Source organism: Leucobacter sp. VD1 (genome assembly GCF_037150695.1).
Lineage (GTDB): Bacteria > Actinomycetota > Actinomycetes > Actinomycetales > Microbacteriaceae > Leucobacter.
On sequence record NZ_JBBCPO010000001.1, the window covers coordinates 468,955 to 482,760 of the forward strand.

The following is a 13,806-nucleotide window of genomic DNA, read 5'->3' on the forward strand; positions in this document are numbered from 1 at the left end:
GTTTGCGTATACACAAATGGCAAATTCTCGCATTTGATTGCAGTAATGCGCGCTTTGTGTATACGCTGATGGGGTGAGTGAGCAGCCGATTCGCGCGAGCGACCGGGCCTATGCGGCCCTGCTGGAGGAGATCCAGAGCGGCGCACTGCCCCCGGGTACCGTGATCGGCGAGGTCGAGCAGGCCGAGCGCGTCGGTGTGAGCCGCACTCCGATGCGCGAGGCGATCCGCCGTCTCTCGGCCGAGGGGCTCGTGCGACAGCAATCGCCCCGGGTGCTTGTCGTCTCCGGCTTCGACGCCGCCGACATCCGGGCGCTCTTTGAGGCGCGCCGTGCTCTCGAAGAGACCGCGGCACGGCTCGCCGCCCAGCGTGGAGAGCGCTCCGCCTTCGCAGCGCTCGCCGCTGCCTTCGATCGCGCGCACCCCGAGGCAGGAGCACTCGCCGCCGACGACTACTACGCCCTTATCGCCCGCTTCGACGCGGAACTCGACGCCGCCGTTGACAATGCTTACCTCGTTAGTGCGCTGCGCACGATCCGCACCCACCTTGCCCGTGCGCGTCGCCTCGCCCGCGACAACCGCGACCGCCTCGCCGCATCGGTCTCCGAACACGCCCTGATCGCCGAGGCGATCTCCCGCGGCGACGCCGAGCTTGCCGCGCACGCCACCCACGTGCACCTGCACCACGCCCTCAGCTCGATCCTGCACTCGATCGATCCGCCGTCCCCGGAAGGAACGCCATGACCGTCACCCATCACGTCCGCGTCTACAAGAGCGAAGAAGAGCTGCCCCGCGATCAGCAGCTCGCCTGGAAGATCGCCGAGGTCGCAGCCGACCCCGTGGAGGTCGAGCCCGAGGTCGTCGACATGATCGTCAACCGCATCATCGACAACGCCTCTGTCGCTGCCGCGTCCCTCACACGCGCACCGATCGTCGCAGCGCGCGCCCAGGCGCTCTCGCACCCCGTCTCGACCGGGGGAGCCGGAGCCACGATTTTCGGCCTGCCCATGACCGGAGCAGCCGCCAAGCTCACGAGCCCCGAGTGGGCCGCCTGGGCGAACGGTGTGGCCGTGCGCGAACTCGACTACCACGACACCTTCCTCGCCGCGGAGTACTCCCACCCCGGCGACAACATCCCGCCGATCCTCGCCGTTGCACAGCACGTCGGTGCCGACGGCGCGGCGCTGATTCGCGGTATCGCCACCGGCTACGAGATTCAGATGGACCTCGTGCGCGCGATGTGCCTCCACAAGCACAAGATCGACCACGTCGCCCACCTCGGCCCCTCGGCTGCGGCAGGCATCGGCACCCTGCTCGGCCTCGACGTCCCCACCATCGCGCAGGCCGTCGCCCAGAGCCTGCACACCACGACCGCCACGCGCCAGAGCCGCAAGGGAGAGATCTCCACCTGGAAGGCCCACGCTCCCGCGTTCGCGGGCAAGATGGCGGTCGAGGCGGTCGACCGCGCCATGCGCGGTCAGACCTCGCCGAACCCCATCTACGAGGGTGAAGACGGAGTCATCGCGTGGATGCTCGACGGCCCCGATGCTTCCTACGAGGTGCCGCTGCCAGCGGCAGGCGAGCCGAAGCGCGCGATCCTCGACAGCTACACCAAGGAACACTCCGCCGAGTACCAGGCTCAGGCCTGGATCGACCTCGCCCGCAAGCTGCACCGTGAGCGCCCCGATCTCGCCGACCCGGCGAACGTCACCGCCATCGTGCTGCACACGAGCCACCACACCCACTACGTCATCGGATCCGGCGCAAACGACCCTCAGAAGTACGACCCGCAGGCCTCCCGGGAGACCCTCGACCACTCGATCCCGTACATCTTCGCCGTCGCGCTGCAGGACGGCGGTTGGCACCACGTCGACTCCTACACCCCCGAGCGGGCAGGCCGCCCCGACACAGTCGAGCTGTGGCACAAGATCACCACGGCCGAAGACGCCGAGTGGACGCGCCGCTACCACTCGGAGGATCCGGACGAGAAGTCCTTCGGTGGTCGTGTCGAGATCGAGCTCGCCGACGGCACCAGGATCGTCGACGAGATCGCCGTCGCCGACGCCCACCCGCTGGGCGCGCGCCCCTTCGCCCGCGAACAGTACGTCGCGAAGTTCCGCCTGCTCGCCGAGCCGGTGCTTGACGCCGCCGAGATCGACCGCTTCCTCGACCTCGTCCAGCGCCTACCCGAACTCACCGCCGCCGAGGTGCGCGAGCTGAACATCATTGCACGACCCGGCGTGATCGATCTCGCCGCCGCACCGAAGGGGCTGTTCTGATGCTGTACGCCACCACCACCCCGGCCGAGAAGCGCCGTCATTTCCGCGAGCGGCTCGCCAGCGGCGAACTGCTGCGTTTCCCCGGCGCCTTCAACCCGCTCTCGGCTCGCCTCATCGAGCGCAAGGGCTTCGACGGCGTCTACATCTCGGGTGCCGTGCTCTCCGCCGATCTCGGGCTGCCCGACATCGGCCTCACCACGCTCACCGAGGTCGCCGGGCGGTCCCAGCAGATCGCCCGCATGACCGAACTGCCCGCGATCGTCGACGCCGATACCGGCTTCGGCGAGCCCATGAACGTGGCGCGCACGATCCAGACCCTCGAAGACGCAGGCCTCGCCGGAACTCACATCGAGGATCAGGTGAACCCGAAGCGCTGCGGCCATCTCGACAACAAGTCGGTGGTCGACGAGGCCACCGCGACGAAGCGCATCCGTGCAGCCGTCGACGCGCGCCGCGATCCGAATTTCCTCATTATGGCGCGCACCGACATCCGCGCCACCGCGGAGGGCCGGGCGGGGCTTGACGCAGCGGTCGACCGGGCGAAGGCCCTCGTCGACGCCGGCGCCGACGCGATCTTCCCCGAGGCGATGCGCACCCTGGAAGAGTTCGAGGCGATGCGGAAGGCGCTCGACGTGCCGATCCTCGCGAACATGACCGAGTTCGGCAAGAGCGAGCTGTTCTCCTCGCAGCAACTCGCCGATATCGGCGTGAACATCGTGATCTGGCCGGTATCGATGCTGCGGATCGCGATGGGCGCGACCGGCCGGGCGCTCGACACACTGAACCAGGAGGGGCACCTCACCTCGAAACTCGACCAGATGCAGCACCGAGCCGAGCTGTACGAGCTCATCGACTACGAGAGCTACAACCACTTCGACACCAGCGTCTTCAACTTCACGGTCGAGCGCTAGCGCCGGGCGCATCACTTCCCAGCAGAGCATGAGCAAAGGAGCCATCATGACCGATCCCGATATCAGGAAGGGCCTCGCGGGTGTCGTAGCCGACGTCACCGCCGTCTCGAAGGTCAACCCAGAGACGAACAGTCTGCTGTACCGCGGCTACCCGGTGCAGGAGCTCGCCGCGACCCAGCCCTTCGAGGCCGTCGCCTACCTGCTCTGGAACGGTGAGCTGCCGACCCCGCATCAGCTGGCCGAGCTCCGGACACTCGAGCGCGAGCACCGAGCTCTCCCCGGCGAGGTGCGGGCGGCCATCGATTTGCTGCCGCTCAAAGCTCATCCGATGGACGAGGTGCGTACGGCGGTGAGCGTGATCGGTGCCCTCGATACGGCCGGCTCAGGTTCGGTGCTCGATGCCTCGGGCAGCCCCGAACAGAACCTTGACCGCTCGATTCGGCTCTACGCGGTGCTGCCCGCGATCGTCGCCTACGGGCAGCGCCGCCGCCGCGGACAGGGGCTCGTGGAGCCCCGGGACGATCTCGACTACGCTGCGAACTTTCTCTGGATGACCTTCGGTGAGGACCCCCACGAGACGGTGGTCGACGCCTTCAACCGCTCGATGGTGCTGTATGCCGAGCACTCCTTCAACGCGTCGACGTTTACCGCTCGGGTGGTCGCCTCGACGCTTTCCGACCTGTACTCCGCAGTCGTGGCCGCGATCGGCGCCCTTAAGGGGCCCCTGCACGGCGGCGCGAACGAGGCCGTGCTGCACATTATGAACGAGATCGGCGACGCCGCGAACGTGGTGCCGTGGCTCGACCGTGCGCTCGCCGAGAAGCGTAAGATCATGGGCTTCGGGCACCGGGTCTACAAGAAGGGCGATTCGCGCGTCCCCACGATGAAGGCGGCGCTCGACACGCTCGTCGAGCACTACGACCGCGCCGACGTTGCTGAACTCTACGAGGCGCTCGAACGGGAGTTCGTGTCGCGCAAGGGGATCTACCCCAATCTGGACTATCCCTCGGGCCCGGCCTACAACCTCATGGGCTTCGACACGCTCACCTTCACGCCGCTCTTCATCGCATCGCGCGTCACCGGTTGGACAGCGCACATCATGGAGCAGGCGGCCTCGAATGCGCTGATCCGCCCGCTCTCCGCCTACAACGGACCCGATGAACGTCACATCGCGGGATACGTGCCGAGCAAGGAGGAGCTTGCGGCGGCGGAGCGTGCCGCCGAAGCCGACTGAGCGGCCGCGGTAACGTGGGGGAGGAGCCAGAACGGGATCCTCGACGGGGCCAGCCGAGCAAGGGAGCAGCGATGACCGAATACACGACGATCAAGACCGAGACGCAGGGGCGGGTTGCCACCATCACCCTGCACCGGCCTGAGGCGCTCAATGCCCTCAACTCGACGCTGGTGCGTGAGCTGATCGAGGCGGCACTCGCCTTCGATGCCGATCCCGGCATCGGCGCGATCGTGATCACAGGTTCGGAAAAGGCGTTCGCTGCGGGGGCCGACATCAAGGAGATGGCGGATCAAGGCTACGCCGACATGTTCCTGGGCGGGCCGTTCCCGGGGTGGGGTGGCTTCGAGCGCATGCGCACGCCCGTGATCGCCGCGGTCGCCGGTTTCGCCCTCGGCGGTGGTTGCGAGCTTGCGATGATGTGCGACATCATCATTGCCGCCGACACCGCGAAGTTCGGCCAGCCCGAGATCAACCTGGGGGTGCTGCCAGGGTTCGGTGGGTCGCAGCGCCTGCCGCGCGCGATCGGCAAGTACAAGGCAGCCGAGATGGTGCTGACGGGCCGCATGATGGGTGCCGAGGAGGCGGATCGCGCCGGTCTCGTGTCGCGCGTGGTGCCCGCAGCTGAGCTGCTTGCCGAGGCCGCGCAGACTGCGGAGACGATTGCGTCGAAGTCGCTGCCGGCGGTGTACGCCGCGAAGGAAGCGTTGCAGGTGGCGCAGGAGACGCCGCTCGCTGAGGGGCTGCGGTTCGAGCGCCAGGCCTTTGCGGCCGCCTTCGCCACTGATGATCAGAAAGAGGGGATGCGGGCCTTCACCGAGAAGCGCGCCGCCGAGTTTAAGCACCGTTGAGCTGCTGCGGGCAGCACGGAGCGCACCGGGCAGCGCTGAGTGCGCCGGTCAGCGCTGAGTGCGCCGGTCAAGGTGGGGAGCGTCGGGTAGGGCGGAGCGCGCCGCTGCGCGAGGTGCCAGAATAGACGGGTAACGACGGAGGGTGCGAGATGACGTATTCAGTGGCTGTGGCCGGGGCGAGCGGGTACGCCGGAGGCGAGCTGCTGCGCCTGCTGGCTGCGCACCCTGAGTTTGAGATTCGCACGGTCACGGGGCACTCCACAGCGGGGCGCCCGCTCATCGAATCGCAGCCGCATCTGCGCTCACTGGCGCACCTCGTGCTCCAGCCGACCGAGCCGGCAGTGCTCGACGGCCACGATGTCGTCTTTTTCGCCCTGCCGCATGGCGCCTCGGGGGCGCTCACCGCGCAACTGCGCGATGTGCGGCTCGTCATCGACTGCGGCGCCGATCACCGCCTCACCGACGCCGCCGACTGGGCTGCGTTCTACGGCGGCGAACACCACGGCGCCTGGGAGTACGGAGTGCCCGAGCTCATCAAAGCCGAGCTCGCGGCAGACGGCACCCCGATCTGGACACGCCAGCGCGAATATCTCGCAGCTGCGACGCGCATCGCGGCACCCGGCTGCAACGCCTCGACGGTGGCCTTGTCGCTCGCTCCCGGTATCGCCGCCGGTGTCATTGAGCCGCGCGACATTGTGAGCGTGCTCGCCGTGGGGCCGAGCGGCGCAGGAAAGGCCGCGAAAACACACTTGCTGGGTGCCGAGCTGATGGGCACCGCGAACCCCTACGCCGTCGGCGGCACGCACCGGCACATCCCGGAGATTCGGCAGGCGCTGCGCGGGGCGGGCGCCGCGGTCGAACCCAGCATCAGCTTCACGCCCGTGCTCGTGCCGATGAGCCGTGGGATTCTCGCGACCTCGACCGCCCGGCTTGCCCCCGGCGTCACCGCACAGCAGGTGCGCAGCGCCTGGGAAGATGCCTACACCGCCGAGCCCTTCGTGCAGCTGTTGCCCGAGGGGGTCTTTCCGCGCACCGCCGACACGCTCGGCGCCAATACCTGCCTCATGGGCCTCGCGGTCGATGAGGCAGCGGGTCGCGTGGTGGTGGTGGCCGCCCTCGACAATCTCGCGAAGGGCACCGCTGGCGCCGCGATCCAGTCGGCGAACATCGCCCTCGGCATCCCCGAGACCACTGGCCTGTCGGTGAACGGCGTCGCCCCGTGACCATCAACCGCGCCGAAAGGCGGGTTTCGCACGAGCACCCCGCGATCCGCATGCAATATCAGCCGTTCGGCGGGATTCTGAGCGGGCAACAGGGTCGCGACCTTGCGAGGCTCGCTTGCAGAGCCGGCCAACACACATCAGCGCAGCAGCAGAAGGAGCAATAGTGAGCGTCACCGCACCCCAGGGCTTTGCCTCGGCGGGCATCGCCGTCGGCCTGAAGAGCACCGGCAAGCCCGACCTCGCCCTCGTCGTCAACAACGGGCCCGAGCGAGCTTCTGCCGTGGTGTTCACGAGTAACCGCGCGCAGGCGAACCCCATTCTGTGGAGCCGCAAGGTCGCGCAGAACGGCCCCGCACGCGCCATCATCCTCAACTCGGGTGGTGCGAACTGCTTCACCGGCGACTTCGGCTACGAGACCACCAGGCTCACGGCTGAGGCCGTCGCCGCTGCGCTCGGCGCGGCTCAGCTCGATACCGACACCGTCGACGCCGAGCAGATCCTCGTCTGCTCCACGGGTCTCATCGGCACCGGCGACCAGGCCTTTCGCGACAAGATCGTGAACAATGTGCCCGCGCTCGTCGCCGCGCTCGCCGCCGACGACACCACGGCGCCCGCCGCGATCCTCACCACCGACTCAGTCGAAAAGACCGCCGTGCACACGGGCGACGGCTGGACCATCGGCGCGATGGCGAAGGGCGCCGGAATGCTCGCGCCGGGCCTCGCCACAATGCTCGTGGTGATCACCACCGATGCGCTGCTCGACGATGACGCGCTCGACCGGGCGCTGCGCCGTGCCACTGGCGCGAGTTTCGACAGGCTCGACAGCGACGGCTGCATGTCGACGAACGATCAGGTGACGCTGCTCGCCAGCGGCGCTTCAGGCGTGGTGCCCGAAGAGGAAACCTTCGCCAATGCCCTCGCTGCGGTCTGCGACAGTCTCGCCGCACAGCTCCAGGCCGACGCTGAGGGGGCGAGCCACGACATCGACATCGAGGTGCGTGGCGCTGCGAGCGTGGCCGACGCGCTCGAGGTGGGCCGTTCGGTGGCTCGCAACAACCTGTTCAAGGCGGCGATTTTCGGCAACGACCCGAACTGGGGCCGCGTGCTCGCCGCGATCGGCACCACCGAGGCGGCCTTCGACCCCTATCAAGTCGACGTGAGCTTCAACGGAGTGCGCCTCTGCCACGCCGGCGGCCCCGATCGCCCCGTCGAGGAGTGCGATCTGACGCCTCGCCGCACGCACGTCGAGATCGATCTCTTCTCAGGCGATCACACGGCTACGATCCGCACCAACGATCTCACGCACGAATACGTGCACGAGAACTCGGCGTACTCAAGTTAGGCAGCGCATGACCACCACCACGAGAACCCTCGACCACGAGCAGGCTGCAGGCAAGGCCCAGGTGCTCATCGAGTCGCTGCCGTGGCTGAAGAAGTTCCGCGGCAAGATCATGGTGATCAAGTTCGGCGGCAATGCGATGATCGACGACGCCCTGATGGCGGCGTTCGCCGAGGATGTTGTGTATCTGCGGCACACCGGCATCATGCCTGTCGTGGTGCACGGCGGTGGCCCGCAGATCAACGCGATGCTGGCGCGGCTCGGCATCGAGAGTGAGTTCAAGGGCGGCTACCGCGTCACGACGCCTGAGACGATGGACGTGGTGCGCATGGTGCTCACCGGCAAGGTGAACCCCGAGCTCGTCGACGAGATCAACGCGCACGGGCCGCTCGCCGCGGGCACCACTGGTGAGGATGCGGGGCTGTTCATCGGCCGCCGCCGCCCACCTGTCGACGTCGATGGTGAGCGTGTCGATTTGGGGCTGGTCGGCGATGTGATCGATGTGCGTCCCGAGCCGGTGCTGGCGCTGCTCGAAGCCGGTCTGATCCCGGTGGTGTCGTCGATCGCGCCGGATGTCGATCACCCCGGCGACTCGCTCAATGTGAACGCTGATGCTGCCGCGTCTGCGCTCGCGGCGGCGCTCGGTGCCGAGAAGCTTGTCATTCTCACCGATGTTGCTGGCCTCTACGCGAACTGGCCCGACCGCGACTCTCTCGTGTCGAGCATCACGACGAGCGAGCTTGAGCAGCTGCTGCCCTCGCTCGAGAGCGGCATGATCCCGAAGATGCGTGCCTGCCTTGATGCGGTGCGCGGCGGCGTGCCGAAGGCCGCGATCATTGACGGTCGCGAACCGCATTCGGTGCTGCTCGAGATTTTCACGGAGCGCGGCATCGGCACGGAGGTCACCCCGTAGCCTTCATGTCGAGACTGGTAGTGTTTTTCGCATTCCAGCGATACTTCGTACAGGCGCTGCTGGCGGGGTCGCAGAAGTAGTTTCCGGGAGGGCAATTCGCTTGATCGACCGATACGACGCCTATCTGTTTGACCTTGACGGGGTCATCACGCCGACAGTCGAACTGCACATGCGGGCCTGGGCCGAAACCTTCAACAGCTTGTTCTCGGCACTGGGGCAGGCGCCGTACCGCGAGAGCGACTACTACGAATCGCTCGACGGCCGGCCCCGCTTCGAGGGGGTGGCGGCCCTGTTGCGGGCGCGCGGCATCGTGCTGCCCGAGGGTGAGCCCGGAGATGACGGCTTCGGCAGCGTGATCGGAGTGGGCAACCGCAAGAATCGGGTGTTCACCGAGGTGCTGCAGCGTGACGGCATTGCCCCGTACCCCGGGTCGCTGCGGCTGCTCGACAGGCTGGCCGGGCTGGGTCGCCCGCTTGCGGTGGTGTCGAGCTCGCGCAATGCGGAGGCGGTGCTGCGTGCAGCGGGGCTGCGGGATCGTTTCGAAGCCGTGGTCGACGGGGTTGTTGCCGAGCGTGAAGGGTTGCCGGGGAAGCCCGCGCCAGACACCTTCCTGTGGGGTGCTGAGCTGCTGGGTGCCGACCCGGAGCGCACTGCCGTGTTCGAGGATGCCGCCTCGGGTGTCGCTGCGGCGCGCGCGGGACGCTTCGGCCTAGTGGTGGGGGTGGATCGCGGCGCTGGTGCAGCGATGCTTACTGAGGCGGGTGCAGATCTCGTGGTTGCCGATCTTGAGGAGCTGGTGCGATGACCCCTGAACTCTTCGACATTCCCGTTGAGGATCTGCACCGCGATTTCGGCGAGGATCCGTGGCGGCTGGTGGTGCGCGGCATCGATGGTTCGCTCGCGGCTGAGGATGAGACCCTGTTCTCGCTGGCGAATGGCTATCTGGGTCTGCGCGGCAATCATGAGGAGGGGCTGCCGCTCGGCAGTCACGGCACCTTCATCAACGGTCTGCATGAGACGTGGCGGATCCGCCACGCCGAAAACGCCTACGGTTTTGCCGAGCACGGGCAGACAATCGTGAACGCGCCCGATGTGAAGACGATCCGCATCTATGTTGATGATGAGCGGCTCAACCTCGAATCGTCAGAGATTCTCGATGTGCAGCGCGTGCTCGATCTGCGCGCGGGCACCCTCACCCGCACGCTGCTGTGGCTGACCCCCACGGGCAAGCGGGTGCGTGTGGAGACGCGGCGCATGGTGTCGTTCGCGTCACGGCACCTCGCGACGATCGAGATGCGCGTCACGGTGCTCGATGCCGACGCGGATCTCACCATCTCCAGCCTCATCATCAACCGGCAGGATCTGCGGCGCGTGCGTGCCGAGAAGGAGGCCACGGGCATCGCGGATCCCCGCAAGAGCGAGCAGCTGACGGAGGAACGGATCCTCGACCCCGGCCCCGCCCGTCACGAGGGCGGCCGCAGCGTGCTGAGCTACCGGGTGCACGATTCGGGCATGACGATGGGAGTGGGGGTCGACCACGACTTCGACGGGGGCGACGCGAGCGAGTGGCAGACCCGCGTCGAGACCTCATCGGATCGGGTGCGGCACCTGTTCCAGGGCACCGCCAGGCAGGGGCGCACGGTGCGGCTCGTGAAGACGGCGGCCTACCACTCCTCGGCGACGGCGGGCCCGGAGGAACTGCTCGACCGCTGCGTGCACACGCTCGCGAAGGTCGCCACGGAACCCGCTGAGCTGCGGTGGCAGCGTCAGCGTGAGTTCCTTGACGCGTTTTGGGATCGCAGCGACGTGCAGGTCGAGGGGGAGCCGGGTGTGCAGCAGGCGATCCGCTGGAATCTGTTCCAGCTTGCTCAGGCTGCGGCGCGCGCCGACGGGCGCGGGATCCCCGCGAAGGGGCTGACAGGCTCGGGGTACAGCGGCCACTACTTCTGGGATTCTGAGATCTACGTGCTGCCGTTCTTGAGCTACACCACGCCGCTGTGGGCGCGCAACGCGCTGCGTTCGCGGGAGCGGATGCTCGATCAGGCGCGACGCCGCGCGGTCACGCTGAATGAGGACGGTGCGCTGTTCCCGTGGCGCACGATCAACGGCGAGGAGGCGAGCGCCTACTACGCCGCGGGCACCGCGGCCTATCACATCAACGCCGACATCACCTATGCGCTGGCGCGGTACGTCTTCGCAACGGGTGACTTTGAGTATCTGCTGTCGGGCGCATGTGACATTCCAGTCGAGACGGCGCGGCTGTGGCGCAGCCTCGGGTTCTGGCGCACGGATCGCGACGGGGTGCGACGCTTTCACATTCACGGGGTGACCGGGCCCGACGAGTACACGACAGTGGTGAACGACAACCTCTTCACCAACGTTATGGCGCGCTTCAATCTGCGTGTCGCTGCGCAGATGGTGCGCCGTCTCGAACAGGAGGCGCCGGAGGTCTACGCCGGCCTGGTCGACCGACTGCACCTCACCCCCGAAGAGGTGGAGGCGTGGGAGGATGCGGCCGACGCGATGTGCGTGCCCTACTCGGATGAGATGGGCATCCACCCGCAGGACGCCCACTTCCTTGACCGCGAGGTGTGGGATCTCGCGGCGACGCCGCCCGAGCAGAAGCCGCTGCTGCTGCACTTCCACCCGCTCGTGATCTACCGCTTCCAGGTGCTCAAGCAGGCCGATGTGGTGCTGGCCCTGCTGCTCGCGGGCGACGAGTTCACCCGAGCTGAGAAGCTGCGCGATTTCGAGTACTACGACGCGCTCACCACGGGGGATTCGACGCTTTCGGCGGTGGTGCAGTCGATCATCGCAGCAGAGGTGGGCTACCCCGAGCTGGCCTACCGCTACTTCGAGCACGCGCTGCGCGTCGACCTCGATGATCTGCACCGCAACTCTGCAGACGGGGTGCATATCGCCTCCACCGGCGGCGTCTGGATGACGCTCGTGCAGGGCTTCGCAGGGATGCGCGACTCCGCAGGGCGGCAGCTCGCCTTCGATCCGCGGCTACCGGTGCACTGGGATGCGTTGCGGTTCAAACTGGTGTGGCGCGGGTGCCGGATCGCGGTCGAGCTGCGACAGGATCGCATCGCTTTCGACATGATCGAGGGTGAGGAGCCCGTTGCGGTGACCGTGCGCGGTGAGCGCGTCGAGATCGCACCCGGCGTGCGCCAGGAGGTGGCCCTTGCTAACCAGGGCCCCGATCTCGGCCCGTTCCGTGGGCTTTCGGCCGGCATGCTGCCGCGCGAGGGCGACACCGGTGTGCTGCCGCCGCTGTACCCCGATCTGCCCACCGTCACCACTGAGATTCCCACACGCGACTCCTTCGATCTCTGAGCGCGGCAGGCCAGGGCGGCGACCCGGCGGGGGATAGGATAGGTGCGTTACGAGCCGAGTGAAGACGGTCGGCTGAGGCGAATGGTGATCCATCGCCGTTCGACCGCCGTGGCGAGCGCCGCGGCCTGATGGAGTGCAACGAAAGGTAGGGGCATCGTGACCTATGTGATCGCTCTTCCGTGCGTCGACGTGAAGGATCGTGCCTGCGTCGATGAGTGCCCGGTCGACTGCATCTACGAGGGCGAACGTTCGCTCTACATTCACCCCGACGAGTGCGTCGACTGCGGTGCGTGCGAGCCGGTCTGCCCCGTCGAGGCCATCTACTACGAAGATGACCTCCCCGAGGAGTGGGCCGACTACTACAAGGCCAACGTCGAGTTCTTCGACGAGATCGGCTCGCCCGGCGGGGCGGCGAAGGTCGGTGTCTACGACTTCGATCACCCGATCATCGCGGCGCTGCCGCCGCAGGGCGAGTAGTCGCATGCGCGGCCCGCTTCCCGAATACCCCTGGGACGCGATGGCGCCCTACGCCGAGCAGGCGGCCGGCCACCCGGGCGGAGCGCTGAACCTCTCGGTGGGATCGCCCGTCGATCCGGCACCGCAGAGCGTGCGCGACGCGCTCGCCGCAGCCACTGACGCGCATGGCTACCCGGCTACCGCCGGCACTGCCGGGCTGCGCGAGGCGATCGCTGAGTGGTTCGCGCAGCGTCGCGGTGTGGCAGTCGAGCCTGCCGCGGTGCTGCCCACGGTGGGGTCAAAAGAACTCGTCGCCCTGATGCCATTCCTCTTGGGATTGGGCCCTGAGGAAGCCGTGGTGTTCCCCCGGATCGCCTATCCGAGTTACGCGATGGGGGCGGCGCTCGTGGGCGCTGAGGCGATCGCCGCCGACAACCCTGCCGAGTGGCCGGAACACACCCGCCTGGTCTGGGTCAACTCGCCCTCGAATCCCGATGGGCGCGTGCTCGACGTTGACGCGCTGCGGGCTGCCGTGGCGCGGGCGCGCGAACTTGGCGCTGTGATCGTCGGCGACGAGTGCTACGCCGAGTTCGGTTGGGAGTCGCCGTGGGATGCGGAGCGGATCCCCTCGATCCTCGATCCGCGCGTCGTGGGCGATGACCACCACGGTGTGCTCGCAGCGTACTCGCTCAGCAAGCAGTCGAATCTTGCGGGTTACCGTGCCGCATTCGTGGCCGGCGATCCTGAACTCATCGACCGCCTGCTGACCGTACGCAAACATGCCGGGCTGATGACGCCGGCACCGGTGCAGGCCGCGATGGTGGCCGCGCTCGCAGACGAAACGCATGTCGCAGAGCAGCGCGAGCGCTACCGCGCGCGACGCGAGGTGCTGCGGCCCGCGCTCGAGGCAGCGGGGTACCGGGTCGAGGGGAGCGAAGCGGGGCTGTACCTGTGGGTTACCCGCGATGCCGACGCCTGGGAAGCGGTGGCGGAGTTCGCCGCACTCGGCATCGTGGTGGGGCCGGGGCACTTTTACGGTGCTCATTCGGCCCGCCATGTGCGACTCGCCCTCACCGCGAGCGACGAGGCCATCGCGGCGGCGGCGCAGCGCATCCGCGAGGCGGCTTCGGGGGTCTGACCGGGCGCGCCGTCGAATCGCATTTTGTTCGACGTCAAGATATTCTAGGTGGCGGCACAGCGAAGCGACGGTGTGCACGTTCGCTCCCACGGAGCCGATAGGGTGATAAGAACGAAGGCGTCTACCCG

Annotated in this window: 12 protein-coding genes; all 12 read left to right on the forward strand. The window is 67.7% G+C overall.

Going from position 1 to position 13,806, the window contains the following annotated elements; translation table 11 throughout:
- The first annotated feature begins 88 nt into the window (after nucleotides 1-88).
- The 12 genes from WFL22_RS02285 to dapC all read left to right on the forward strand — a co-directional run bounded on the left by WFL22_RS02285 (nucleotide 89) and on the right by dapC (nucleotide 13,678).
- A complete protein-coding gene (locus WFL22_RS02285; RefSeq protein WP_336651649.1) occupies nucleotides 89-742 on the forward strand; it encodes a GntR family transcriptional regulator in 654 nt (217 codons plus the stop codon).
- Nucleotides 739-2,277 carry an MmgE/PrpD family protein gene (locus tag WFL22_RS02290; protein WP_336991301.1) on the forward strand — a complete coding sequence of 513 codons (1,539 nt, stop codon included), beginning with the start codon at nucleotides 739-741 and terminating at the stop codon, nucleotides 2,275-2,277. Before WFL22_RS02285 ends, WFL22_RS02290 begins: the two co-directional genes overlap by 4 nt.
- The gene (prpB, locus tag WFL22_RS02295) at nucleotides 2,277-3,188 is read left to right on the forward strand and encodes a methylisocitrate lyase (RefSeq protein ID WP_336991302.1); all 912 of its coding nucleotides are present in this window, start codon (nucleotides 2,277-2,279) and stop codon (nucleotides 3,186-3,188) included. Before WFL22_RS02290 ends, prpB begins: the two co-directional genes overlap by 1 nt.
- Before the next feature lie 46 nt (nucleotides 3,189-3,234).
- Nucleotides 3,235-4,422: a bifunctional 2-methylcitrate synthase/citrate synthase gene (locus WFL22_RS02300; RefSeq protein WP_336991304.1), complete on the forward strand. Its 1,188-nt coding sequence runs from the start codon at nucleotides 3,235-3,237 to the stop codon at nucleotides 4,420-4,422.
- A 71-nt stretch (nucleotides 4,423-4,493) separates the two neighbouring features.
- A complete protein-coding gene (locus WFL22_RS02305; RefSeq protein ID WP_336991305.1) occupies nucleotides 4,494-5,270 on the forward strand; it encodes an enoyl-CoA hydratase in 777 nt (258 codons plus the stop codon).
- 149 nt (nucleotides 5,271-5,419) lie between these two features.
- Nucleotides 5,420-6,493: an N-acetyl-gamma-glutamyl-phosphate reductase gene (gene argC / locus WFL22_RS02310; protein WP_336991307.1), complete on the forward strand. Its 1,074-nt coding sequence runs from the start codon at nucleotides 5,420-5,422 to the stop codon at nucleotides 6,491-6,493.
- 163 nt (nucleotides 6,494-6,656) lie between these two features.
- Nucleotides 6,657-7,835 (forward strand): bifunctional glutamate N-acetyltransferase/amino-acid acetyltransferase ArgJ, encoded by a 1,179-nt coding sequence (gene argJ, locus WFL22_RS02315; protein ID WP_336651331.1) that lies wholly within the window; start codon nucleotides 6,657-6,659, stop codon nucleotides 7,833-7,835.
- A gap of 7 nt (nucleotides 7,836-7,842) precedes the next feature.
- Nucleotides 7,843-8,745, forward strand: a complete 903-nt coding sequence (gene argB / locus WFL22_RS02320) for an acetylglutamate kinase (protein WP_336651330.1) — start codon at nucleotides 7,843-7,845, stop codon at nucleotides 8,743-8,745.
- Nucleotides 8,746-8,845: 100 nt separating this feature from the next.
- On the forward strand, nucleotides 8,846-9,550 hold the full coding sequence (locus tag WFL22_RS02325) for an HAD family hydrolase (protein WP_336651329.1): 705 nt from the start codon (nucleotides 8,846-8,848) through the stop codon (nucleotides 9,548-9,550).
- The gene (locus tag WFL22_RS02330) at nucleotides 9,547-12,084 is read left to right on the forward strand and encodes a glycoside hydrolase family 65 protein (RefSeq protein WP_336651328.1); all 2,538 of its coding nucleotides are present in this window, start codon (nucleotides 9,547-9,549) and stop codon (nucleotides 12,082-12,084) included. Before WFL22_RS02325 ends, WFL22_RS02330 begins: the two co-directional genes overlap by 4 nt.
- A gap of 156 nt (nucleotides 12,085-12,240) precedes the next feature.
- Nucleotides 12,241-12,561 (forward strand): ferredoxin, encoded by a 321-nt coding sequence (gene fdxA, locus WFL22_RS02335; RefSeq protein ID WP_024356322.1) that lies wholly within the window; start codon nucleotides 12,241-12,243, stop codon nucleotides 12,559-12,561.
- A gap of 4 nt (nucleotides 12,562-12,565) precedes the next feature.
- Entirely contained in the window at nucleotides 12,566-13,678 is a 1,113-nt protein-coding gene (gene dapC, locus WFL22_RS02340; protein WP_336651327.1) for a succinyldiaminopimelate transaminase, read from the forward strand.
- Nucleotides 13,679-13,806: the final 128 nt, after the last annotated feature.

What these genes read in the sequence shown, in the direction of transcription:
- WFL22_RS02290 (WP_336991301.1), top strand. Translation starts at nt 739, where the DNA reads ATGACCGTCACCCATCACGTCCGCGTCTACAAGAGCGAAGAAGAGCTG.
- prpB (WP_336991302.1), top strand. Translation starts at nt 2,277, where the DNA reads ATGCTGTACGCCACCACCACCCCGGCCGAGAAGCGCCGTCATTTCCGC.
- WFL22_RS02300 (WP_336991304.1), top strand. Translation starts at nt 3,235, where the DNA reads ATGACCGATCCCGATATCAGGAAGGGCCTCGCGGGTGTCGTAGCCGAC.
- WFL22_RS02305 (WP_336991305.1), top strand. Translation starts at nt 4,494, where the DNA reads ATGACCGAATACACGACGATCAAGACCGAGACGCAGGGGCGGGTTGCC.
- argC (WP_336991307.1), top strand. Translation starts at nt 5,420, where the DNA reads ATGACGTATTCAGTGGCTGTGGCCGGGGCGAGCGGGTACGCCGGAGGC.
- argB (WP_336651330.1), top strand. Translation starts at nt 7,843, where the DNA reads ATGACCACCACCACGAGAACCCTCGACCACGAGCAGGCTGCAGGCAAG.
- WFL22_RS02330 (WP_336651328.1), top strand. Translation starts at nt 9,547, where the DNA reads ATGACCCCTGAACTCTTCGACATTCCCGTTGAGGATCTGCACCGCGAT.
- dapC (WP_336651327.1), top strand. Translation starts at nt 12,566, where the DNA reads ATGCGCGGCCCGCTTCCCGAATACCCCTGGGACGCGATGGCGCCCTAC.